Origin of the sequence: Mycobacterium mantenii (assembly GCF_010731775.1) — a bacterium.
GTDB lineage: Bacteria > Actinomycetota > Actinomycetes > Mycobacteriales > Mycobacteriaceae > Mycobacterium > Mycobacterium mantenii.
Window position 1 is genome coordinate 1255697 of the sequence record NZ_AP022590.1, and the last position, 22053, is coordinate 1277749.

A 22053-nucleotide genomic window follows, 5' to 3' on the forward strand; every position below is an offset into this window, starting at 1 on the left:
ATCGGCCCGATGGATCGGAGTTCATGGTGCATCGTCGTCTGGCAACGCGCACGTTCGCCGCGTCGACCACTGTCGCCGCGCTCGCCTCCTTGCTGCCGGCTGCGCCGGCCAGAGCCGACGTCGTGGTGTATCCGGGCATGGAGATACGCCAGGACAACCGCGTCTGCACGCTGGGATACGTCGACCCTAGCCTGAAGATCGCGTTCACCGCTGGACACTGCCGCGGCGGGGGCGGTGTGGTGACGGACCGGGGCGGTACCGTGATCGGCCGGATGGCGGCCTTCCGCGACAACACCCCCAGCGGGACCACCGTGTCCACCAGCCAGGTGATCAGCGATTACGAAGCGATCGTGCTGGACAACAGCGTCATGGCGAACAACATCCTGCCGGGCGGTCGCCCGCTGGTCTCGGACCCGGGCCTCGCGCTCGCGCCCGGGCAGCCGGTCTGCCATTTCGGCGTGATCACCGGCGAAACCTGCGGCACGGTGGAGAGCGTGAACAACGGCTGGTTCACCATGTCGCACGGCGTGCAAAGTCACAACGGCGACTCGGGTGGCCCGGTGTACCTGGCGCCCAACGGCGGCCCGGGACAGCTCGTCGGGATCTTCAACAGCGTCTGGGGTGATTTCCCGGCCGCGGTGTCGTGGGGGGCCACGTCCCAAGAGGTTCGCGAGGACCTCGGGGTGCGCGACAACGCGCACTAGGGACATGGGGTGCGCGACAACGCGCACTAGGGACAGTCAGCCCGCCGCGTCTGCTGGGGTCAGCGCGAACACCGGAATCGTGGGCGCGACAGCGCGGAGCTCCTCGGCGCTGCTGTCCGGGGTCAACCCGCCGACGTAATCCTTGACCTGCCAGTACCACCTGGCCAGATAACGCCTCAACAACTCGGGTTTGGCCGCGTCGTCGACCTCGCTGGCCCGCACGCGTCGCCGGTGCCAGCGTGGGCCCACCTCCACGACGGCCGTGGCCCGGACATTTCGCGCCCACTGGGTGTTGCCGCGCGGCGAGACCAGGTAGTCCACACCGTCCACGGTGAGCAGGTTGATCACCACCGCGCGTGGCTTTCCGGTCTTGCGGCCGCGGACGCGCAGCGCCCGGGTTCCGGCGATGCTGATCCCCGCCTCGGCAAGCCAGCGGATCACCTCGTTGGCTGCCCGGGCGGCCCGGTTCGGCTCCTCGTATCGCGTGGACATGATGCGACCCCTTAGCGAATCTTGGTCAAATTTAAGAGAGCAGTGCTCTCTGAGGGGAACACGCTGCCACAACTCGCTACGGAAAGCAAGAGCGGTGTTCTCGGTTGTGCCAGACTAGCCGCGTGGGCAAACGCCAGGAATCGCGGGAGCAGATCGAGGCACGAATCATCGAACTCGGCCGCCGCCAGCTGGTGGAGCGCGGCGCGGCCGGCTTGTCGGTGCGGGCCATCGCCCGCGACCTGGGCATGGTGTCCTCGGCGGTGTACCGCTACGTGTCCAGCCGTGACGAACTGCTGACCTTGCTGCTGGTGGACGCCTATTCCGGCCTGGCCGACACCGTGGAGCGCGCCCGCGAAACCGTCGGGGACCTGTGGAGCGACGATGTCATCGCGATCGCGCGGGCGACGCGGGAATGGGCCGTCGCGCACCCGGCGCGCTGGGCCCTGCTGTACGGCAGTCCCGTGCCCGGATATCACGCACCGCCCGAGCGCACGGTGGCAGTGGGCACCCGGGTGGTGGCGGCGCTGTTCGACGCGGTGGCCGCCGGAATCGCCACAGGCGATATCCGTCTCACGAATGACCCTGCGCCGCAGCCGATGTCATCGGACTTCGAGCGGATTCGCCACGAATTCGGGTTCCCCGGTGACGACCAGGTCCTCGCCAAGTGCTTTTTGCTGTGGGCGGGGGTGCTGGGGGCCATCAGCCTCGAGGTGTTCGGGCAATACGGCGCCGATACCCTGACCGATCCGGAAGCCGTCTTCGATGCCCAACTACGGATGCTGGTGGACGTGCTGAGCCAGCACCGGTGAGGGACCACGGCCGCGGACAGCCCGAATTAGAACGTGTTCACCCGGCACTCTGCCGTCCGGATGCGGACGGCATGGCAAAGTCGTGTGGGCACTTTCTGGCGGCCCGGCGGCTGGACTATTCTGCGAGACGATGACGCTTCCCGTTGAATCGCCGACGCAGATTGCCTGGGTTACCGCGGACCTGAATGCCACCGAAACGGCTCTTACCGGCCTGTTAGGCGTGCGGAAGTGGGTGCGCATACCCGATGTGCACTTTGCTCCGGATGCGTGCAGCTACCGGGGCGAGCCCGCCGACTTCGTTGCCAGCATCTCGCTGAGCTACCTCGGCGACATGCAGTTGGAGCTGATCCAACCGGTTCGCGGGGAGAACATCTATAGTGACTTTCTGTCCGATTGCGGACCGGGTCTGCACCACGTCTGCATGGAGGTCGACAGCCCCGAGCAACTCGAAGCGGCGGTGACCGAGGCCGCCGAGCGGGGCGCTGCGGTTGTGCAGCGAGGCGCGATGCCCGGCGGCATCCAGTTCGTGTACCTATCAGCGCCGCAGGCAGGCGTGCCGTATGTCGAGTTCGCGTACGTCGCGCCCGAAATGAGGGCGTTCTACGACTACATCAAACAGGAGCAGCGGTGAGCCGCAGCGACGATGCAGAGCGCAGCGATGAGAAGGAGTGGCGCCAATGAGCACGGAGATACCGGCAACAGTCAGCGCGGATGGCGTGACCACATGGTCGGATGACGTCGACGTCGTGGTGATCGGGTTCGGCATCGCCGGCGGGTGTGCCGCGGTGAGCGCTGCCGCAGCCGGTGCGCGGGTGCTGGTGCTGGAACGCGCGGCCGCAGCAGGTGGCACCACTTCACTTGCGGGGGGCCACTTTTACCTCGGCGGCGGGACAGCGGTGCAGCAAGCGACCGGTCAAGAGGATTCCGTCGAGGAGATGTACAAGTACCTGGTCGCGGTGTCGCGCGAACCCGAACTCGACAAGATCCGCGCGTACTGCGACGGCAGCGTCGAGCACTTCAATTGGCTGGAAGACTTGGGTTTTCAGTTCGAGCGCAGCTACTACCCGGGCAAGGTGGTCGTCCCGCCCGGCACCGAGGGGCTCAGCTACACCGGCAACGAGAAGGTCTGGCCCTTTTGCGAACAAGCCAAGCCGGCGCCGCGCGGACACTCGGTGCCGGTGCCCGGCGAATTGGGCGGCGCGAGCATGGTTGTCGACCTGCTGCTCAAACGCGCCGACGCCCTGGGCGTGCAAATCCGCTACGAGACCGGGGTGACCAACCTGGTCACCGACGACGACGGCGCCGTGGTCGGCGTCGCGTGGAAACACTTCACCGAGACCGGCGCCATCAAGGCCAAGTCCGTCATCATCGCGGCGGGCGGATTCGCGATGAACCCCGAGATGGTCGCCGAGCACACCCCCGCACTGGGCCAGCAGCGGCGTACCAAGCATCACGGCCTGGTGGCGCCCTACATTCTGGGCAATCCCAACGACGACGGGCTGGGCATCCGAATGGGCGTCTCGGCGGGTGGCGCGACCAAGAACATGGACGAATTGTTCATCACCGCGGCTGCCTATCCACCCGAGGTTTTGCTGACGGGCGTGATCGTAAACAAAGAGGGCAAGCGTTTCGTCGCCGAGGACTCCTACCACTCGCGCACTTCGGCTTTCGTGTTGGAACAGCCCGACCAGACGGCGTACCTGATCGTCGACGAGGCGCACACCGAGATGCCCGCCATGCCGCTGATCCGCTTCCTCGACGGATACGAGACGATCGCGGAAATGGAAGCCGCACTTGGCATTCCCGCGGGCAACCTGGCGGCCACGCTGGACCGTTACAACGAGCAAGCTGCCGCGGGCGAAGATCCCGATTTCCACAAGCAGCCGGAATTCCTTGCGCTACAAGACAACGGTCCCTGGGCGGTGTTCGACCTGTCGCTGGGGCGGGCGATGTATTCGGGATTCACCATCGGCGGACTTGCGGTGACGGTGGACGGCGAGGTGCAACGGGCCGACGGCACGGTGGTGCCCGGTTTGTACGCCGCCGGCGCGTGCGCGTCGAACCTCGCCCAGGATGGCAAGGGCTACGCGAGCGGAACGCAGCTGGGTGAGGGGTCGTTCTTCGGCCGCCGCGCCGGAGCGCATGCGGCCCGGCGGGCCGGGGGAGCGTAGGCGCGCCACCACACCGCGCCGGAGCGCATGCGGCCCGGCGGGCCGGGGGAGCGTAGGCGCTAGACCCGCGCGGGCTCCTTTTCGACCCGACCCAGTTGCCACGGGCCGCCGCCGAGCAAATGGAGCTTGTGCTCGTGGTGCTGTTCGACGGTGGGACGGTGGCTCACGCTGACCATGACGCACTCGGGCAGCTCGGCCCGGACCAATTGGTACAGCGCGAATTCCAGGCCTTCGTCCAGCGCGGAGGTGGCCTCGTCGAGGAACACCGCCTTGGGTTTCGTGAGCAGGATGCGCGCGAAGGCGACACGCTGCTGCTCGCCCGGGGACAGCACCTTGGCCCAATCCTGGTCTTCGTCTAGCCGGTTGATCAGTGGCGCCAGGGCCACTTTGGTGAGCACGTCGCGCAGCTGCTGATCGGAGAAGTTGTCCGGCGAATTCGGGTAGCACACCACGGTGCGCAGACTGCCGAGCGGGACATACGGCAGCTGCGACAAGAACATCGTCGCGTTGTCGGCGTCCGGGCGGCACAGGGTCCCCGAGGCGTACGGCCACAACTCGGCCAGGCTGCGCAGCAGCGTCGTCTTGCCGGCACCCGAGCGGCCGGTGATCACCAGCGAATCACCGTCCGCGAGTTCGACATCCAGCGGGTCGATCAACTGATCTCCGTCCGGCGTGCGCACCTCGATGCCGCGGAGCTCGACCGTCGACTCTTCGCTGGGTTTCACCAGAATGGTTGGCAGCGCACGGCCCTGATCGTTGGCGTCCACCAAGCCGTGCAACCGGATGATCGCGGCCCTGAACGCGGCGAAGGCGTCGTAGTTGTTACGGAAGAAGGACAGTGAGTCCTGAATGTTGCCGAACGCGGTCGCACTCTGACCGACGTCGCCGAAGTCGATCCGACCGGCGAACAGCCGCGGCGCCTGAATCACCCAGGGCAACGGCACGATCGCCTGCGACACCGACCAGTTCCAGCCGTTGAAGATGATCGTCCGGCGAACGAACTTACGGTAGTTGTCGATGATCGGGGTGAACCGCCGCCAGAGCTGCGCGCGTTCGACCCGCTCGCCGCGGTAGAAGCCCACCGCCTCCGCGGCGTCGCGCAACCGCACCAGGGCGTAACGGAACGCGGCGTTGAGCTTCTCGTTGTTGAAGCTCAGCTTGATCAGGGGATGCCCCAGCCAGATTGCCACCACCGTGGCGATCACGACATAGACCAGGACGGTCCAGAACATCGCGCGGGGCAGCTCGATGCCCAGAACGTCCAGGTTGCCGGACAGGCTCCACAGAATCGCGGCGAACGAAATCACCGAGGCAACGGCATTGACGGCGCCGAACAGCAATGTGCTGCCCGTCCCGTTCGACGGGATGTTCGGAGTGCCGCCGGCGTTGGCGGTGAAGATGTCGATGTCCTGCTGGATGCGCTGGTCGGGGTTGTCAATGGTGTTGTCGATGAACAGATCCCGGTAATAGGCTCGGCCGCTGAGCCAGTCATCGGTGAGATTGGCGGTCAGCCACATGCGCCAGGCGATGATGAATCGCTGCGTCAGGTAGATGTCCACCATGAACCGGAAGACGTACAAGACCGCCAGCACGCTGAAAATCGCGATCGACATCCAAAAGCCGTGGATACCTGAGGCTTTGACCGCGTCGTCGCCTGCCGCGATGCCCTGCACCGCCTTCTGCACCGCCGTGTACAGATCGTTGCCCTGGTAGCTGAGCAGCACCATCAACCGCACCGACAGCAGCACCGACAGCAGCAGCACGCCCAGCATGAGCCACACCCGGACGCTGTGTGCGCCGACGAAGTAGCCGCGGGTGATCCGCCAGAACTGCCGGCCCCAGGGGGTGAGGTAGCGGAACGCCAGCAGCACCCCGAACAGGCAGATGGCGCTGACCACCCACGCTATGGCGACCCATCGCAAGGAATCGATGGGTGCCGACGACCAGTTGATCGATGGCTTGAACGGCTTTGGGCCCATCGTCGATGTCTCCTTACGGCCGAGGTGGCCGGACTCTCCTGTACTTCAAATCCTTGGGCGAAGGTACCCGACGGATCTGGTTAGGCTGCGGTCATGACTACCGACGCCGTCCCCGCACAAACATTGCACGCCGGCCGGCTCGTCGCGCGGCGTCTGCGGGCCAGCGGTGTGGACACCGTCTTCACCCTGTCCGGCGGCCACCTGTTCTCCATTTACGACGGGTGCCGCGACGAGGGTATCCGGCTGATCGACACCCGCCATGAGCAGACCGCGACCTTCGCCGCCGAAGGCTGGTCGAAGGTGACCAGGTCGCCGGGCGTGGCCGCGCTGACCGCGGGTCCGGGCATCACCAACGGGATGAGCGCGATGGCGGCGGCCCAGCAAAACCAGTCGCCGCTGGTGGTGCTGGGCGGCCGGGCCCCTGCGCAGCGCTGGGGCATGGGTTCTCTGCAGGAGATCGACCATGTGCCGTTCGTGGCGCCGCTGGCCCGCTTCGCCGCCACCGCACAATCGGCGGACGACGCCAGCCGACTCGTCGACGACGCGCTGCGCGCGGCGGTCGGCGCGCCGTCGGGGGTGGGTTTCGTCGACTTCCCAATGGATCACGTGTTCTCCATGTCCGACGACGACGGCCGGCCCGGGGCGCTGGCCGACCTGCCGGCGGGGCCCAGACCCGACGGCGATTCCCTGAGCCAGGCGGCCGCCCTGCTGTCCTCGGCCAAGAGGCCGGTGATCATGGCGGGCACCAACCTCTGGTGGGGCCGCGGCGAGACGGCCCTGCTACGCCTTGCCGAGGAACTCCAGATCCCCGTGCTGATGAACGGGATGGCCCGCGGTGCGGTTCCCGCCGACCATCCGCTGGCATTCTCCCGGGTTCGCGGAAAAGCCCTGGGGGAGGCCGATGTTGCGCTGATCGTCGGGGTGCCCATGGACTTCCGGCTCGGGTTCGGCGCGGTCTTCGGGGCACAGACCCAGCTCATCGTGGCGGACCGTGTCGAACCCGAACGACGCCATCCGCGGCCGGTGCAGGCCGAGCTCTACGGCGACCTCTTGACGATTCTCGCGGCGCTGGCCCCCGCCACGGGAGCCGACCACCGGGACTGGATCGACGAACTGCGGACCGCCGAGACCGCGGCGCGCGCCAAGGAGAAGGCCGAGCTCGCCGACGACCGCGTTCCGCTGCACCCCATGCGGGTCTACGCGGAGCTCGCACCCATGCTGGACCGCGACGCCATCGTCGTGATCGACGCCGGTGATTTCGGGTCGTACGCCGGACGGGTGATCGACAGCTATCAGCCGGGTTGCTGGCTGGACAGCGGCCCCTTCGGCTGTCTGGGTTCGGGCCCCGGCTACGCCCTGGCCGCCAAGCTGGCCCACCCGGATCGCCAGGTGGTGCTGCTGCAGGGCGACGGCGCGTTCGGCTTCAGCGGCATGGAGTGGGACACCCTGGTTCGGCACCATGTGCCGGTCGTGTCCGTGGTCGGCAACAACGGCATCTGGGCGCTCGAAAAGCACCCCATGGAAGCCTTGTACGGCTATTCGGTGGTTGCGGAGCTGCGGCCGGGGACGCGCTACGACGAGGTGGCCCACGCCCTGGGCGCCCACGGCGAACTGGTCGCCGCGCCCGGCGAGCTGCGGCCCGCGCTGGAACGTGCCTTCGCCAGTGGGCTCCCCGCCGTCGTCAATGTGCTCACCGACCCCGACGTCGCGTATCCCCGTCGGTCCAACCTGGCTTGATGAGTCGGCTCCTCCTCACGCCGCTGCGCGGCCTGCATCGTCGCCGACTGGCTTGAGCCCGTCCGGGAAGTCACCGCGTACCGTTGACCTGTGCCTAAGACGACCCGCGCTCAACCCGGCCGGCTGAGCAGCCGCTTTTGGAAGCTGCTCGGCGCCAGCACCGAAAAGGACCGCAGCCGCTCGCTCACCCAGGTCACCGACTCGTCGGAGTACGACGACGAGGCGGCCGGTCTGACCGACGAGCAGCTGCGCAAAGCGGCCGGGCTGCTCAACCTCGACGACCTCGCGGAGTCCGAAGACATCCCGCAGTTCCTCGCCATCGCGCGGGAGGGGGGCGAGCGGACGACCGGGTTGCGGCCGTTCGACGTTCAGCTGCTGGGGGCGTTGCGCATGCTGGCCGGCGACGTGATCGAGATGGCCACCGGTGAAGGCAAGACGCTGGCCGGTGTGATCGCCGCGGCCGGATACGCGCTGGCCGGACGGCATGTGCACGTGGTGACGATAAACGACTACCTGGCCCGTCGTGACGCGGAGTGGATGGGCCCTGTCATCGAGGCCATGGGGTTGACCGTCGGGTGGATCACCGCCGAGTCGACCAGCGAGGAACGCAGAACGGCGTACGGCTGCGACGTCACCTACGCGTCGGTCAACGAGATCGGTTTCGACGTGCTCCGCGATCAGCTGGTGACCGACGTCGCCGACCTGGTATCGCCGAACCCGGACGTGGCCCTGATCGACGAGGCCGACTCGGTGCTGGTCGACGAGGCGCTGGTGCCCCTGGTGTTGGCGGGAACCACCCACCGGGAGACGCCGCGGCTGGAGATCATCAAGCTGGCCGGCCAGCTGGAGGCGGGCACCGATTACGACACCGACGCCGACAGCCGCAACGTTCACCTGACCGAGGTCGGTGCCCGCAAGGTCGAAAAGGCACTCGGCGGGATCGACCTGTACTCCGAGGAACACGTCGGCACGACCCTGACCGAGATGAACGTCGCGCTGCACGCGCACGTGCTGCTGCAGCGCGACGTGCACTACATCGTCCGCGACGACGCCGTGCACCTGATCAACGCGTCGCGTGGGCGCATCGCGCAGCTGCAACGCTGGCCGGACGGCCTGCAGGCCGCGGTCGAGGCCAAGGAGGGCATCGAGACCACCGAGACGGGTGAGGTGCTCGACACCATCACCGTGCAGGCGCTGATCAACCGCTACGCGACGGTGTGCGGCATGACCGGCACCGCGCTGGCCGCCGGCGAGCAGCTGCGCCAGTTCTACAAGCTCGGCGTGTCCCCGATTCCGCCGAACAAGCCCAACATTCGCGAAGACGAGTCGGACCGGGTGTACATCACCGGCGCCGCCAAGAACGACGCGATCGTGGCGCACATCGCCGAGGTGAACGAGACCGGGCAGCCGGTGCTGGTGGGCACCCGCGACGTGGCCGAATCCGAGGACCTGCACGAGCGGCTGCTGCGCCGCGGCGTGCCGGCGGTGGTGCTGAACGCCAAGAACGACGCCGAGGAGGCCCAGGTCATCGCCGAGGCCGGCAAGTTCGGCGTGGTCACCGTCTCGACCCAGATGGCCGGTCGCGGCACCGACATCCGCCTGGGTGGCTCCGACGAAGCCGACCACGACCGGGTCGCCGAGCTGGGCGGGCTGCACGTCGTCGGGACCGGGCGGCACCACACCCAGCGCCTGGACAACCAGCTGCGCGGGCGTGCCGGGCGGCAGGGCGATCCGGGGTCGTCGGTGTTCTTCTCGAGTTGGGAAGACGACGTGGTGGCGGCCAACCTCGACCACAACAAGTTGCCGGTGGACACCGACGACGACGGCAGGATCGTCAGCCCCAAGGCGGCGGGCATGCTCGACCACGCCCAGCGCGTGGCCGAGGGCCGCATGCTGGACGTGCACGCGAACACCTGGCGGTACAACCAGCTGATCGCCCAGCAGCGCGCCATCATCGTCGATCGGCGTAACACGTTGCTGCGCAACCCAACCGCGCGTGAGGAACTCGCCGAACTGGCGCCCAAGCGCTACGAGGAGCTGGCCGAGACCGAAGGCATCTCCGAAGAACGGCTCGAGGTCATCTGCCGGCAGATCATGCTCTATCACCTTGATCGCGGCTGGGCGGACCATCTGGCGTATCTGGCCGACATCCGCGAGAGCATTCATCTGCGGGCGCTGGGGCGGCAGAACCCGCTGGACGAGTTTCACCGGTTGGCCGTCGACGCGTTCGCCTCGCTGGCCGCGGACGCGGTCGAGGCGGCGCAGCAGACGTTCGAAACCGCAAACATCCTCGAAGAGGAGCAGGGCCTGGACCTGTCCAAGCTGGCCAGGCCGACGTCGACGTGGACTTACATGGTCAACGACAACCCGCTGGCGGACGACACGCTGTCCACCCTGAGCCTGCCCGGGGTCTTCCGCTAGAGGCTGCGGCACCCAATGTGCGGCCAGCCGCGCACACGTCGGTGGGCTCGGCGGATTGCCTGCCTCCCGCTCGGTCCGCGCTGCGGACCGCATCGTCGGCGGGCTAATGTCACGGCTCATGGAGCCGGTGCTTCCGCCCAATCGGGTGCTGACGGTGCCCAACGTGCTCAGCGTTGTCCGCCTCGCGCTGATCCCGGTGTTCGTCTACGCCCTGCTGGTCGCGCATGCCAACGGGTGGGCGGTCGCAATCCTGATGTTCAGCGGCGCCTCGGACTGGGCCGACGGCAAGATCGCCCGGCTGCTGGACCAGTCCTCGCGGCTCGGTGTTCTGCTGGATCCGGCGGTCGACCGCCTCTACATGGTGGCCGTGCCCATCGTGCTGGCGATCAGCGGGATCGTGCCGTGGTGGTTCGTCATCGTCCTGCTCGCGCGCGACGGTCTGTTGGCAGCGACGCTGCCGCTGCTGTGGAGTCGCGGATTGTCGGCGCTGCCGGTGACCTACATCGGCAAGGCGGCGACGTTCGCGTTGATGTCCGGCTTTCCGCTGGTGCTGCTGGGCACTTGGGACGCGCTGTGGAGCCGCGTGATCGGCGCCTGTGGGTGGGCCTTCCTGATCTGGGGGATGTATGCCTACCTGTGGGCGTTCGTGCAGTATGCCGTGCAGATGACTCTCGTGCTGCGACGCATGCCCAAGGTCGACCGCGGTTCTCGTCCGTCGGCCGCGGCGAGGGTGGCCGACCATGGCTGACGTGGACCGCCTGCTCGGCGGCTACGACCCCAATGCCGGTCACGGCGCGCACGTGGCGTCGCGGCCCAAACGCATCCCGGTGCCGTCCCTGTTGCGCGCGTTGCTGTCCGAGCACCTCGATCCGGGCTATGCCGCGGCGGCGGCCAAGCGCAGCGCCGCCAACGAACCGCGCAGCGGACGCCAGCGTGTGTTCGGTTGGCTCTGGCAGGCGTTGGCGGCGCTGCTGATCGCGACGGTCTTCGCCGCCGCGGTCGCGCAGGCCCGCTCGGTGGCTCCCGGGGTGCGCACCGCCCAGCAACTGCTCCTGGGCAATGTGCGGTCGACGGAGGGCTCCGCGGCCGCGTTGAGCCGACGGCGCAGCGAGCTGTCGGCGCGGGTCGACGACGTGCAGCGCCACGCCCTGGCCGACGACGCCGAGGGGCAGCGGCTGCTGAAACGCCTTGACGCGCTGAGCCTGGCCGCGGCCAGCACGGCGGTCATCGGGCCCGGTCTGAAGGTGACCGTGACCGATCCCGGTGCCAGCCCGAACCTCTCCGACGTGTCCAAGCAGCGTGTCAGCGGCAGCAGGCAGATCATCCTGGACCGCGATTTGCAGTTGCTGGTCAACTCGTTGTGGGCGAGCGGCGCCGAGGCCATTTCCGTCGGCGGCGTGCGGATCGGGCCGAATGTGACCATCCGGCAGGCCGGCGGCGCGATCCTGGTCGACAACAACCCGACCAGCAGCCCCTACACGGTGTTGGCGATCGGGCCGCCGCGCTCGATGCGCGACGTCTTCGACAACAGCCCCGGCATGCAGCGCCTGAGGCTGCTGCAGATGTCCTACGGCGTCGTGGTTACGGTGGACGTCGCCGACGGTCTTTCGCTGCCTGCCGGATCCATCCGGGATGTCAAGTTCGCCAAGCAGATTGGGCCACAGTGAGAAAAGTCCTGAACAGACAAATTCCCCTGTGCGAGACGCGGCCGGGAAGCCAAGCATGATCGGTATCGCAGCCCTGGCGATCGGCATCGTGCTTGGCCTGGTCTTTCACCCCGCGGTGCCAGAAGTCGTCCAGCCCTATCTGCCGATCGCGGTGGTCGCGGCGCTGGACGCGGTGTTCGGTGGTTTACGCGCATATCTGGAACGGATCTTTGACCCGAAAGTCTTCGTTATTTCGTTCGTATTCAACGTCTTCGTGGCCGCCCTGATCGTCTACGTCGGCGATCAATTGGGTGTGGGCACGCAGTTGTCCACGGCCATCATCGTGGTGCTGGGTATCCGCATCTTCGGCAATGCCGCCGCCCTGCGCCGTCGGCTGTTCGGGGCATAACGCGCGCCGGGCGACGAGCAGAGCGAAGCGATGAGAGGAGCGGCATGACCGAGTTGAGGTCAGCGTGAGCCAGGACCCGGACGACCGCGCCGCCGGCCAGCGAGCCGCCGGCCAAACCGGTGACGGACCAACCGGACCTGCCGGGCCAAGCGGCCCCGCTCGCCCGGGGGCCGACGAAGCGCCGAATGAGGCTGCGCCGCGCGGCCGCCATGAACTCTCCGCGAAAACCCCCCGCCCGGCAATCGGACCGGTGCGCCGCACCGGTTTATCCGGGATGGTGCGCGGCGGTCGGTCCCGGATGGCGTTCGGAACGCTGGCCGCCATGCTGTGCCTGCTGCTGGGCCTCGCCATCGTCACCCAGGTCCGCCAGACCGAATCGGGTGACTCGCTGGAGACGGCCCGCCCCGCAGACCTTTTGGTGCTGCTGGACTCGTTGCGACAGCGCGAAGGCACGCTCAACACCGAGGTGAACGAGCTACAGAACACGCTGAATTCACTGCAGGCGTCCGGAAACAACGACCAGGCCGCCATCGAATCCGCGAAGGCCAGGCTGTCGGCGCTGGCCATCCTGGTCGGGGCGGTCGGCGCCACCGGACCCGGCGTCACCGTCACGATCGAGGACCCCGCGCCCGGGGTTTCACCCGAGGCGATGCTCGATGTGATCAACGAGTTGCGCGCCGCGGGCGCCGAGGCGATCGAAGTCAACGACGCACACCAATCCGTGCGCGTGGGTGTCGACACGTGGGTCGTGGGTATGCCTGGGTCGCTGACCATCGACTCCAAAACGCTGTCGCCGCCGTATTCGGTTCTGGCGATTGGCGATCCGCCCACCCTTGCCGCGGCCATGAACATTCCCGGTGGCGCGCAGGACACCGTCAAGCGCATAGGCGCGCGAATGTCGGTCCAGCAGGCCGACCGGGTGGACGTGACCACCTTGCGGCAACCAAAACCGCACCAATACGCTCAGCCGGTCAAGTGAGCAACGCGAACAGAACAGGATCACTCGTGAGCGATATCCCGCCCGATCTGCGCTACACCGCCGAACATGAATGGGTTCGTCGAAGTGGGGATGACACGGTACGCGTGGGCATCACCGATTTTGCGCAGTCCGCATTGGGCGATGTCGTGTTCGTTCAGCTGCCCGACGTGGGCACCGAGCTGACCGCGGGCGAGTCGTTCGGTGAGGTCGAATCCACGAAATCGGTGTCGGACCTGTATGCCCCGGTGTCGGGCAAGGTGTCGGCGGTCAACACCGATCTGGACGGCAGTCCGCAATTGGTGAATTCCGACCCGTATGGAGCCGGCTGGTTGCTGGATGTGCAGGTATCCGAGGTCGGCGAATTGGAGTCGGCCATCTCTTCGCTGCTCGACGCTGAGGCCTACCGCGGAACGCTGACCGAATGACGATTGCTAATGTCCCTGCAGCCCCGCACGGCGAGCGAGCGGTGCAGTCAGGGTACGGGGGGATTCGAAGTTTCGGTTCGTCAGGTGGTGGGCGCATCGCAGGCCGGTGCGCGGTACCGTCGACACATCGACCTTTGAAACCTTCGGAGATCGCTGAAAGACACGTGAAGACACTTGAAAGTACGAAACGGCAGTAATCGGCATACCGGGCAACGAAACCTGGTGCACAAGCCGGCCGAGCGGCCCGGACAGACAACGCCACAGCGGCCAGTGAGGAGCAGCGCGTGACGGACATGGACAACGACCAGAATTCGGATGAAGTCACGGTAGAGACGACTTCGGTCTTCCGCGCCGACTTCCTCAACGAGCTGGACGCTCCCGCGCAAGCGGGAACTGAGAGCGCGGTATCGGGAGTCGAAGGTCTCCCGGCGGGCTCGGCGTTGTTGGTCGTCAAGCGGGGACCGAATGCGGGCTCGCGCTTTTTGCTGGACCAGGCCACCACGTCCGCCGGTCGGCACCCCGACAGCGACATTTTCCTCGATGACGTAACCGTCAGCCGTCGGCACGCCGAATTCAGGTTGGAAAACAACGAATTCAGCGTGGTCGACGTTGGTAGTCTCAACGGCACTTACGTCAACCGTGAGCCCGTGGACTCCGCGGTGCTTGGCAACGGCGACGAAGTGCAGATCGGCAAGTTCCGCTTGGTGTTTCTGACCGGACCCAAGCAGGGTGAGGATGGAGGATCTTCAGGCTAGTGAGCGCACCCGATAGCTCGGCACTGGCCGGGATGTCGATCGGGGCGGTCTTGGAATTGCTGAGGCCGGACTTCCCCGATGTCACCATCTCCAAAATCCGCTTCTTGGAGGCCGAGGGATTGGTGACGCCGCAGCGGGCTGCATCGGGGTATCGAAGGTTCACCGCATACGACTGCGCACGGTTGCGGTTCATCCTTACCGCGCAGCGTGATCACTACTTGCCGCTGAAGGTCATCAGGGCGCAACTGGACGCCCAACCCGACGGTGAGCTGCCGCCCGTCAGAACGTCCTATTCCGTCCCCCGCCTGGTGTCCGTGGCGGGAACCGGGGCAGCAGGCGCCGGTGCGGACGCGGGCTCCGACACCTCGGCGGTGGCCCCGGCCCACGTCCGGTTGAGCCGCGAGGAGCTGCTGAATCGCGCGAATGTCGATGAGGAGCTGCTGACGGCGCTCCTCAAAGCCGGAGTGATCACCACCGGGCCCGCCGGGTTTTTCGACGAGCACGCCGTCGTCATCCTGCAATGCGCGCGGGCGTTGTCGGATTACGGTGTCGAGCCGCGGCATCTGCGGGCGTTCCGTTCGGCGGCCGATCGCCAGTCGGATCTGATCGCCCAAATTGCCGGGCCGGTAGTCAAAGCCGGCAAGGCCGGTGCGCGCGATCGTGCCGATGATTTGGCACGCGAAGTCGCGGCGCTTGCCATCACGTTGCACACGTCGTTGATCAAATCCGCCGTTCGCGACGTTCTGGATCGCTGAGGACTAGACTTCGGTCGACAGCTTGGTTTTCGGCAGTAGGGCGGATTTTTTTTGACCTCGCCGTCCCTGGCGAGCACCAAGCCGACCGGCGCCATTAATGCGGAGGGCAGACACAAATGGGTGAAGTTCGTGTTGTCGGCATTCGCGTAGAGCAGCCGCAGAACCAGCCGGTGTTGTTGCTGCGCGAAACCGACGGTGACCGTTACCTCCCGATCTGGATCGGACAGTCGGAGGCTGCCGCCATCGCACTCGAGCAGCAAGGTGTTGAGCCCCCTCGCCCGTTGACGCACGATTTGATCAGGGATGTGATTGCCGCGCTTGGGCATTCGCTGAAAGAGGTGCGGATCGTCGATCTGCAAGAGGGCACTTTCTACGCTGACCTGGTGTTCGACCGCAACATCACCGTGTCGGCCCGTCCCTCGGACTCGGTGGCGATCGCGCTGCGCGTCGGCGTGCCCATCTACGTCGAGGAAGGCGTGCTTGCCCAGGCCGGTCTGCTGATCCCCGACGAGACCGACGAGGAAGGCGGCACCACCGTCCGGGAGGACGAGGTGGAGAAGTTCAAGGAATTTCTCGACAGCGTGTCGCCGGACGATTTCAAGGCCACCTAGCCCGCCGATATACAGCCCGCCCCGGGGGTTTGGTTTGCCCCCAGCGCAAAGCCGCTACTACCAGCACTTGGGATCGGCGGTGCGGCTGGTTTAGCCTTGGATGGTGACATCACGGATGCATCTCAAACAACACGGTGATGTCGACACGCGGGCGGATAGCTCGCCCACTTGGCCCCGCGGCGGCCATACTTTGATCGCGACTACAGGCGCGGCGGCTATCGGAGAGCGTAAGCTCTACTAGCACTCGGGCCTGAGCAAACGTGGCTGTAATCCAGCCTCAGACGTAGCTAACGACGAGAGCGCGATCGCGGAGAGGAACCACCGTGAGCGAGCAGCCACGCCAAGAGCAGCTCAACCTAGCTGAGAGCGGTAGTCCGGCGAGCAGTGACCGTAGCGTCACCGTAGCCAGCGCACCCGTGCAGCCCGGACTTTTTCCGGACGACTCCGTGCCCGACGAGTTGGTCGGCTACCGCGGTCCGAGTGCCTGCCAGATCGCCGGCATCACGTATCGGCAGCTGGACTACTGGGCACGCACCTCGCTGGTGGTCCCGTCGATCCGCAGCGCGGCGGGCTCCGGCAGCCAGCGGCTCTACTCGTTCAAGGACATCCTGGTCCTCAAGATCGTCAAGCGGTTGCTGGACACCGGGATCTCGTTGCACAACATCCGCGTCGCGGTCGACCATCTGCGTCAGCGTGGCGTCCAAGACCTGGCCAACATCACCCTGTTCTCCGACGGCACCACCGTTTACGAGTGCACGTCGGCCGAAGAGGTGGTCGACCTGCTGCAGGGCGGCCAGGGTGTCTTCGGCATCGCCGTCTCGGGCGCCATGCGCGAGCTGACCGGCGTCATCGCGGACTTCCCCGGCGAGCGGGCCGACGGCGGCGAGTCGATCGCCGAGCCCGAGGACGAGCTCGCGTCCCGGCGCAAGCACCGCGACCGCAAGATCGGCTGACGGCGCGCCCGCACCAACCCACGACGCCGCGTTCGGAGCGGCGAGTAAGCTGGATCGCGCATCGCATTCGAGCGGGAGAGTTCCGTGGCTGCCAGCCACGGGCGCCGAAGGAGCAACACCTCTCCGTCAACCTCTCAGGCACCCGGACCGCACGAAATCATGATGCCTCTGGAAAGCGGCGTGGACTCGCGTGGTCCGCACCCGCCGATGGGGAAAGGCGCTCGGGCAGCCTCGGGCGCCGAATCTCTCAGGTGCCCGGCGAACGGGTGAAGACAGAGGGAGAGGGCCGCTAGTCCTCTGCCTCGATATGCCTTCGTTCGTCTACTCAGGAGTTCCAGTGCCCGATCAATTCACCTTCGCAGCTCGGCACATCGGCCCGGACCGCCAGGCCGTCGCGGCCATGCTCGCCGTCATCGGTGTCGACTCCCTCGACGAACTGGCCGCCAAAGCCGTTCCGGCCGGCATCCTGGACCGGGTCACCGGGGGCGGCGCCGCGCCGGGACTTGACCAACTGCCGCCGCCCGCCAGTGAAACCGAGGCGCTAGCCGAGCTGCGATCGTTGGCCGAGACCAACACGGTGGCCGTGTCGATGATCGGGCAGGGCTACTACGACACGCTCACGCCTCCGGTATTGCTGCGCAACATCCTGGAGAACCCGGCCTGGTACACCGCCTACACGCCGTATCAGCCGGAGATCAGCCAAGGCCGGCTGGAGGCCCTGCTGAATTTCCAGACGATGGTGGCCGACCTGACCGGGCTCGAGGTGGCCAACGCCTCGATGCTCGACGAGGGCACCGCGGCGGCCGAGGCCATGACGTTGATGCACCGCGCGGCCCGCGGAAAGGCCATTCGCCTGGTGGTGGACGCCGACGTCTTCGCCCAGACCGCGGCCATCGTGGCCACCCGGGCCAAGCCGTTGGGCATCGAGATCGTCACCGCCGACCTGCGCGACGGGCTGCCCGACGGCGACTTCTTCGGTGTCATCGCGCAACTGCCAGGGGCCAGCGGCCGCATCACGGACTGGGCGGGCCTGGTGGAGCAGGCGCACGGCCGTGGCGCGCTGGTCGCCATCGGGGCCGACCTGCTCGCCATGACCCTGATCACCCCTCCCGGTGAGCTCGGCGCCGACGTCGCCTTCGGTAGCACCCAAAGATTTGGTGTGCCAATGGGTTTCGGTGGGCCACACGCCGGCTACCTGGCGGTGCATGCCGCCCACGCGCGCCAGCTGCCAGGCCGGTTGGTCGGCGTGTCGCTGGACGCCGACGGATCGCCGGCCTACCGGCTGGCGTTGCAGACCCGCGAACAGCACATCCGCCGCGACAAGGCGACCAGCAACATCTGTACCGCGCAGGTGCTGCTCGCGGTGATGGCCGCGATGTACGCCAGCTACCACGGCGCCGAGGGGCTGACCGCGATCGCGCGCCGCGTGCACGGTCACGCCGAGTCGATCGCCGCCGCCCTCGGCGACGCCTTGGTGCACGAGAAATATTTCGACACCGTGCTCGCGCGGGTACCGGGCCGCGCCGCCGAGGTGATCGCCGCAGCAAAGGCTAACGGCATCAACCTGTGGCAGGTCGACGACGACCACGTGTCGGTGGCCTGCGACGAGGCCACCACCGACGACCATGTCGCCGCGGTGCTCGAGGCCTTCGGATTGCGAGACACCGGGCAGGTGGGTGCCGGTGCCGACATCATCACCCGCACATCGGAATTCCTCACCCATCCCGCATTCACCCAATACCGCACCGAGACGGCGATGATGCGCTACCTGCGCACGCTGGCCGACAAAGATATTGCGTTGGACCGCAGCATGATTCCGCTCGGCTCCTGCACCATGAAGCTGAACGCCGCCGCGGAGATGGAACCCATCACCTGGCCGGCGTTCGCCCGCCAGCATCCGTTCGCGCCCGCATCCGACACCCCCGGGCTACGCCGTCTCATCGCCGACCTGGAGACCTGGCTGGTGCAGATCACCGGCTACGACGCGGTCTCGCTGCAACCCAACGCCGGGTCACAGGGCGAGTACGCCGGCCTGCTGGCCATCCACGACTATCACGCCAGCCGGGGGGAACCGCACCGCGACATCTGCCTCATCCCGTCCAGTGCGCACGGCACCAACGCCGCATCGGCGGCCCTGGCCGGGATGCGGGTCGTCGTGGTGGCCTGCCACAGCAACGGCGACGTGGATCTCGATGATCTGCGCGCCAAGGTCGCCGAACACCGCGACCGGCTGTCGACGCTGATGATCACCTATCCGTCCACGCATGGCGTCTACGAGCACGACATCGCCGAGATCTGCGCGGCCACGCACGACGCCGGGGGCCAGGTGTACGTCGACGGCGCCAACCTCAACGCGCTGGTCGGGTTGGCGCGGCCCGGGAAATTCGGCGGTGACGTCAGCCACCTGAACCTGCACAAGACGTTCTGCATCCCGCACGGCGGCGGCGGACCCGGCGTCGGGCCGGTGGCGGTGCGTTCGCATCTGGCGCCATTCCTGCCGGGGCACCCGCACGCCCCCGAGTTGCCCCAGGGGCATCCTGTGTCGGCGGCACCCTACGGGTCGGCCTCGATCCTGCCGATCAGCTGGGCCTACATCAGGATGATGGGCGCCGAGGGCCTGCGTGCGGCGTCGCTGACCGCAATCACCTCGGCCAACTACATCGCCCGCCGCCTCGACGAGTACTTCCCGGTGCTCTACACCGGCGAGAACGGCATGGTCGCCCACGAATGCATCCTGGACCTGCGGGGCATCACCAAGGCCACCGGTGTCACCGTCGACGACGTCGCAAAGCGCTTGGCGGACTACGGGTTTCACGCGCCGACCATGAGCTTCCCGGTGGCCGGCACGCTGATGGTGGAGCCCACCGAGAGCGAGACCCTGACCGAAGTCGACGCCTTCTGCGACGCGATGATCGCCATCCGCGGCGAGATCGACCGAGTGGGTTCGGGGGAGTGGCCCGTTGACGACAACCCGCTGCGGGGCGCACCGCATACGGCCGAGTGCCTGGTGATCGGCGATTGGGACCACCCGTACACCCGCGAGCAGGCCGCCTACCCGCTGGGCAAGGAGTTCCGCCCCAAGGTGTGGCCGCCGGTGCGTCGCATCGACGGTGCCTACGGCGATCGCAATCTGGTCTGCGCGTGCCCGCCGGTGGAGGCGTTCGCCTAGGCGGTTCCCACGATCGATCTCAACCGATCGAGCCTCAGCCGGGCGTATTCACCGGCGACGGCAGCACCAGCGGCACTAGATACCGGCGGGCGAAATCGCGGGCCTTGTTTTGGTGGTAGATGGGGATGACCGACTTCGGCGTCTTGATCAGCGAGATGATCAGCCGTCCGATCATCTCGCCGACGACCTCGGTGTCGAGCTCGGCGGCCAGCTCGCCGCGTTCCTGCCATCGCCGCAGCCAAGTGGCGATGTAGCCGCGCGTCATGGCGATCAGGTTCTCATCGGTCAGGAAGGCGGTTAGTTCTCCGGCGGCGGGTGATTCGCGAATGCTTCGGGTCAGCAGTTTGGGCGCGGAGGCTTCGTGAACGAAGGCGGCGAAGACGTCGGCGATTCCTTCTTCCGGTGTCGCCGCTCGACCAGCGACCTCGGACACCAGGGTGCTCAGCCGCACGGATTCGTCCATGATGGTCAGTCGCACCAGGTTTCGTTTGTGCCGGAAGCGGCGGTAGACCGTGGCGACGCCAACGCCGGCGGTGTCGGCGATGTCTTGCATGGTGGTGCCCTGGAAGCCGCGCTCGGTGAAGCAGGCGCGTGCCGCGGTGACGATGGCACGGGCTGTCGGATCGAGGGTGGCAAGACCGTCGGGCACCAAGCCGAGCAGCATCGCGGGATCTACCATCTGGCCTCCAGCCGATCGGGGTATCACGTCGATTCTGCGCGCTATCAGCGTATTCACCGGCGTTCGCGGCCAATCCCGCCGGGGTGCGATGTCGCCGCCCCGTCGAGGGCCGGCACCGCCGTCGACCTATTGTGCCGAATCAGGCACGGTTCGGCGCGGCGAACGACTCGAGGAGCACCGAGCGGTAGCGGTCGCGTAGCCGCTCGTACCGATAACGGTTATAGGCCAACGGCTCCAGAGTGAGCCGGCGCGGCAACCATCGCCAGCCCAGTTGCAGGGCGGCGACATAGGCATTGAACTCGAGTTGCTCACGGGTACCCCACCGCACCCCGAGCAGGCGCCGCATCATGGGATGGGCGACCGCGGCGGAACAGACGACCACCGGTCGGGACGCCAGCGCGGTCAGCACCGGCCATACCAGTCGTAGCAGTGGCCGCATCTGCCTGGATACCAACAGCTTCGGGATCGGTGGCGCGACGAAGCTGCGATTGGCGAATTGCAGAAAGTCGTTGTCGGCCAAGTCTTTTGCGGCAACGGCGTCGTAGTACTCGAGCATGTCGAGCAGGGTCGCCGGCAGCTTCGCCTGCTTGCTGGGCAATTCCAGGAACTGCAACTCCGCCCGCAGCGTCTGGTAGACGACCTCCTTTTCGGCCGCGGTGAGCCGACGACCGCACACCCGCAGATAAGCCTGATACAGCAGGTTCAGCCCGCTCACCGCGACCCAGATCCACACCTCGGGGTTCAAAGCGCTGTAGCGGGTGTCGCTGAACGTGTCCTTGCCGGTGCCCCGCACATCCCGATGCAAGCGTTTGAGGTCGGCGCGCGACGTCCGCACGTCGGAACTGTCACCGAAGGTGGCCAGGGCGGTGAACGCGGCGCTGCGGATGCCGCGATCGGTGAAATTGTCGGCGAATCGTCCGCTGTGGTCGACCGCCGCCGCGATCTCCCGGTGTGCCACCTGGTCGAGGGCCAGACGACCGAAGGCGGCGGCCAATGGAGACCCCGCGAACCACCGGACGTCGTCCGCCAATTCCCGGTGCGCCGCATCGGGTTTGCCCGTCGCACCGGATCCATTGCCCCGTACGAAACTCGCCGCCGTCATCATGCCGCCCTTCCTTGTGGCCGATTGGTGGTCCCTGCCCGGCCCGATCGAAGCCGCGACGCCTGATAGAAACAATCCAGCGTTCTATCACAGAGTCTGGCACAGCGGGCCGTCGTTCGATAGGGACTGCGAAGGATTCCTCCGGGATCGATGCTGCAACCACGCGATTAACCGCTACTTGGCCGGGGGAATCCCCGCCCGCTCTGCCGCCGCGGGACGGCGCGCGAGCCCTCGAGGCCGGTAGGTGGAAGCGATCC

20 protein-coding genes and 2 riboswitches are annotated in these 22053 nt (G+C 67.0%); of the genes, 16 read left to right on the forward strand and 4 right to left on the reverse strand.

Features of this window, described 5'->3' with window-relative positions:
• Nucleotides 1-23 precede the first annotated feature (23 nt).
• A complete protein-coding gene (locus tag G6N50_RS05660; protein ID WP_083096494.1) occupies nt 24-704 on the forward strand; it encodes an Rv1815 family serine proteinase in 681 nt (226 codons plus the stop codon).
• A 36-nt stretch (nt 705-740) separates the two neighbouring features.
• On the opposite strand, the gene G6N50_RS05665 is transcribed toward G6N50_RS05660, so the two are convergent.
• Nucleotides 741-1196, reverse strand: a complete 456-nt coding sequence (locus G6N50_RS05665) for a nitroreductase family deazaflavin-dependent oxidoreductase (protein WP_083096496.1) — start codon at nt 1194-1196, stop codon at nt 741-743.
• Between the two features lie 122 nt (nt 1197-1318).
• Here G6N50_RS05665 and G6N50_RS05670 point away from each other — a divergent pair, with 122 nt between their 5' ends.
• From G6N50_RS05670 to G6N50_RS05680, 3 genes are all read left to right on the forward strand, one after another.
• Complete coding sequence (locus tag G6N50_RS05670; protein WP_197748056.1) at nt 1319-2005, forward strand: TetR/AcrR family transcriptional regulator; 687 nt, start codon at nt 1319-1321, stop codon at nt 2003-2005.
• A 130-nt stretch (nt 2006-2135) separates the two neighbouring features.
• Nucleotides 2136-2636, forward strand: coding sequence for a VOC family protein (locus tag G6N50_RS05675; RefSeq protein ID WP_083096501.1), 501 nt, complete (start codon nt 2136-2138; stop codon nt 2634-2636).
• A 46-nt stretch (nt 2637-2682) separates the two neighbouring features.
• A complete protein-coding gene (locus G6N50_RS05680; RefSeq protein ID WP_083096504.1) occupies nt 2683-4176 on the forward strand; it encodes an FAD-binding protein in 1494 nt (497 codons plus the stop codon).
• Between the two features lie 59 nt (nt 4177-4235).
• Here the strand turns inward: G6N50_RS05680 and G6N50_RS05685 are convergent, their stop codons facing one another.
• Nucleotides 4236-6155: an ABC transporter ATP-binding protein/permease gene (locus tag G6N50_RS05685; protein ID WP_083096506.1), complete on the reverse strand. Its 1920-nt coding sequence runs from the start codon at nt 6153-6155 to the stop codon at nt 4236-4238.
• A 93-nt stretch (nt 6156-6248) separates the two neighbouring features.
• Between G6N50_RS05685 and G6N50_RS05690 the strand changes: the two genes are divergently transcribed.
• The 12 genes from G6N50_RS05690 (at nt 6249) to gcvP (ending at nt 20015) form a co-directional block, all read left to right on the forward strand.
• Complete coding sequence (locus G6N50_RS05690; protein WP_083096508.1) at nt 6249-7892, forward strand: acetolactate synthase; 1644 nt, start codon at nt 6249-6251, stop codon at nt 7890-7892.
• Between the two features lie 90 nt (nt 7893-7982).
• On the forward strand, nt 7983-10313 hold the full coding sequence (gene secA2, locus G6N50_RS05695) for an accessory Sec system translocase SecA2 (RefSeq protein ID WP_083096510.1): 2331 nt from the start codon (nt 7983-7985) through the stop codon (nt 10311-10313).
• Nucleotides 10314-10431: 118 nt separating this feature from the next.
• On the forward strand, nt 10432-11061 hold the full coding sequence (locus tag G6N50_RS05700) for a CDP-alcohol phosphatidyltransferase family protein (RefSeq protein ID WP_083096512.1): 630 nt from the start codon (nt 10432-10434) through the stop codon (nt 11059-11061).
• On the forward strand, nt 11054-11980 hold the full coding sequence (locus G6N50_RS05705; RefSeq protein ID WP_083096514.1) for a DUF881 domain-containing protein: 927 nt from the start codon (nt 11054-11056) through the stop codon (nt 11978-11980). Before G6N50_RS05700 ends, G6N50_RS05705 begins: the two co-directional genes overlap by 8 nt.
• 55 nt (nt 11981-12035) lie before the next feature.
• Nucleotides 12036-12368 carry a small basic family protein gene (locus G6N50_RS05710; RefSeq protein WP_007170008.1) on the forward strand — a complete coding sequence of 111 codons (333 nt, stop codon included), beginning with the start codon at nt 12036-12038 and terminating at the stop codon, nt 12366-12368.
• Between the two features lie 241 nt (nt 12369-12609).
• Nucleotides 12610-13347 carry a DUF881 domain-containing protein gene (locus G6N50_RS05715; protein WP_232069055.1) on the forward strand — a complete coding sequence of 246 codons (738 nt, stop codon included), beginning with the start codon at nt 12610-12612 and terminating at the stop codon, nt 13345-13347.
• Between the two features lie 26 nt (nt 13348-13373).
• Nucleotides 13374-13772 carry a glycine cleavage system protein GcvH gene (gcvH, locus tag G6N50_RS05720; RefSeq protein WP_083096518.1) on the forward strand — a complete coding sequence of 133 codons (399 nt, stop codon included), beginning with the start codon at nt 13374-13376 and terminating at the stop codon, nt 13770-13772.
• Between the two features lie 293 nt (nt 13773-14065).
• Complete coding sequence (gene garA, locus G6N50_RS05725; protein ID WP_276053409.1) at nt 14066-14527, forward strand: glycogen accumulation regulator GarA; 462 nt, start codon at nt 14066-14068, stop codon at nt 14525-14527.
• Entirely contained in the window at nt 14527-15282 is a 756-nt protein-coding gene (gene ftsR, locus G6N50_RS05730) for a transcriptional regulator FtsR (RefSeq protein WP_083096521.1), read from the forward strand. Before garA ends, ftsR begins: the two co-directional genes overlap by 1 nt.
• 116 nt (nt 15283-15398) lie before the next feature.
• Nucleotides 15399-15893 carry a bifunctional nuclease family protein gene (locus G6N50_RS05735; protein ID WP_067834921.1) on the forward strand — a complete coding sequence of 165 codons (495 nt, stop codon included), beginning with the start codon at nt 15399-15401 and terminating at the stop codon, nt 15891-15893.
• Between the two features lie 323 nt (nt 15894-16216).
• On the forward strand, nt 16217-16846 hold the full coding sequence (locus G6N50_RS05740; RefSeq protein WP_083096523.1) for a MerR family transcriptional regulator: 630 nt from the start codon (nt 16217-16219) through the stop codon (nt 16844-16846).
• A gap of 62 nt (nt 16847-16908) precedes the next feature.
• Nucleotides 16909-17006: riboswitch (glycine riboswitch) on the forward strand.
• A riboswitch (glycine riboswitch) is annotated at nt 17007-17132 on the forward strand.
• Between the two features lie 51 nt (nt 17133-17183).
• Complete coding sequence (gene gcvP / locus G6N50_RS05745) at nt 17184-20015, forward strand: aminomethyl-transferring glycine dehydrogenase (RefSeq protein ID WP_083096525.1); 2832 nt, start codon at nt 17184-17186, stop codon at nt 20013-20015.
• A gap of 34 nt (nt 20016-20049) precedes the next feature.
• Here gcvP and G6N50_RS05750 read toward each other — a convergent pair whose 3' ends face one another.
• Together G6N50_RS05750 and G6N50_RS05755 are read right to left on the reverse strand one after the other, a co-directional pair.
• On the reverse strand, nt 20050-20694 hold the full coding sequence (locus tag G6N50_RS05750) for a TetR/AcrR family transcriptional regulator (protein ID WP_083096528.1): 645 nt from the start codon (nt 20692-20694) through the stop codon (nt 20050-20052).
• Nucleotides 20695-20833: 139 nt separating this feature from the next.
• Complete coding sequence (locus tag G6N50_RS05755) at nt 20834-21799, reverse strand: oxygenase MpaB family protein (RefSeq protein WP_372509928.1); 966 nt, start codon at nt 21797-21799, stop codon at nt 20834-20836.
• Between the last annotated feature and the right edge of the window lie 254 nt (nt 21800-22053).

Coding starts and splice junctions, on each gene's coding strand:
- G6N50_RS05660 (WP_083096494.1), top strand. CDS start 24: ATGGTGCATCGTCGTCTGGCAACGCGCACGTTCGCCGCGTCGACCACT.
- G6N50_RS05665 (WP_083096496.1), bottom strand. CDS start 1,196: ATGTCCACGCGATACGAGGAGCCGAACCGGGCCGCCCGGGCAGCCAAC.
- G6N50_RS05675 (WP_083096501.1), top strand. CDS start 2,136: ATGACGCTTCCCGTTGAATCGCCGACGCAGATTGCCTGGGTTACCGCG.
- G6N50_RS05680 (WP_083096504.1), top strand. CDS start 2,683: ATGAGCACGGAGATACCGGCAACAGTCAGCGCGGATGGCGTGACCACA.
- G6N50_RS05685 (WP_083096506.1), bottom strand. CDS start 6,155: ATGGGCCCAAAGCCGTTCAAGCCATCGATCAACTGGTCGTCGGCACCC.
- G6N50_RS05690 (WP_083096508.1), top strand. CDS start 6,249: ATGACTACCGACGCCGTCCCCGCACAAACATTGCACGCCGGCCGGCTC.
- G6N50_RS05700 (WP_083096512.1), top strand. CDS start 10,432: ATGGAGCCGGTGCTTCCGCCCAATCGGGTGCTGACGGTGCCCAACGTG.
- G6N50_RS05705 (WP_083096514.1), top strand. CDS start 11,054: ATGGCTGACGTGGACCGCCTGCTCGGCGGCTACGACCCCAATGCCGGT.
- G6N50_RS05710 (WP_007170008.1), top strand. CDS start 12,036: ATGATCGGTATCGCAGCCCTGGCGATCGGCATCGTGCTTGGCCTGGTC.
- garA (WP_276053409.1), top strand. CDS start 14,066: ATGGACAACGACCAGAATTCGGATGAAGTCACGGTAGAGACGACTTCG.
- G6N50_RS05735 (WP_067834921.1), top strand. CDS start 15,399: ATGGGTGAAGTTCGTGTTGTCGGCATTCGCGTAGAGCAGCCGCAGAAC.
- G6N50_RS05750 (WP_083096528.1), bottom strand. CDS start 20,694: ATGGTAGATCCCGCGATGCTGCTCGGCTTGGTGCCCGACGGTCTTGCC.
- G6N50_RS05755 (WP_372509928.1), bottom strand. CDS start 21,799: ATGATGACGGCGGCGAGTTTCGTACGGGGCAATGGATCCGGTGCGACG.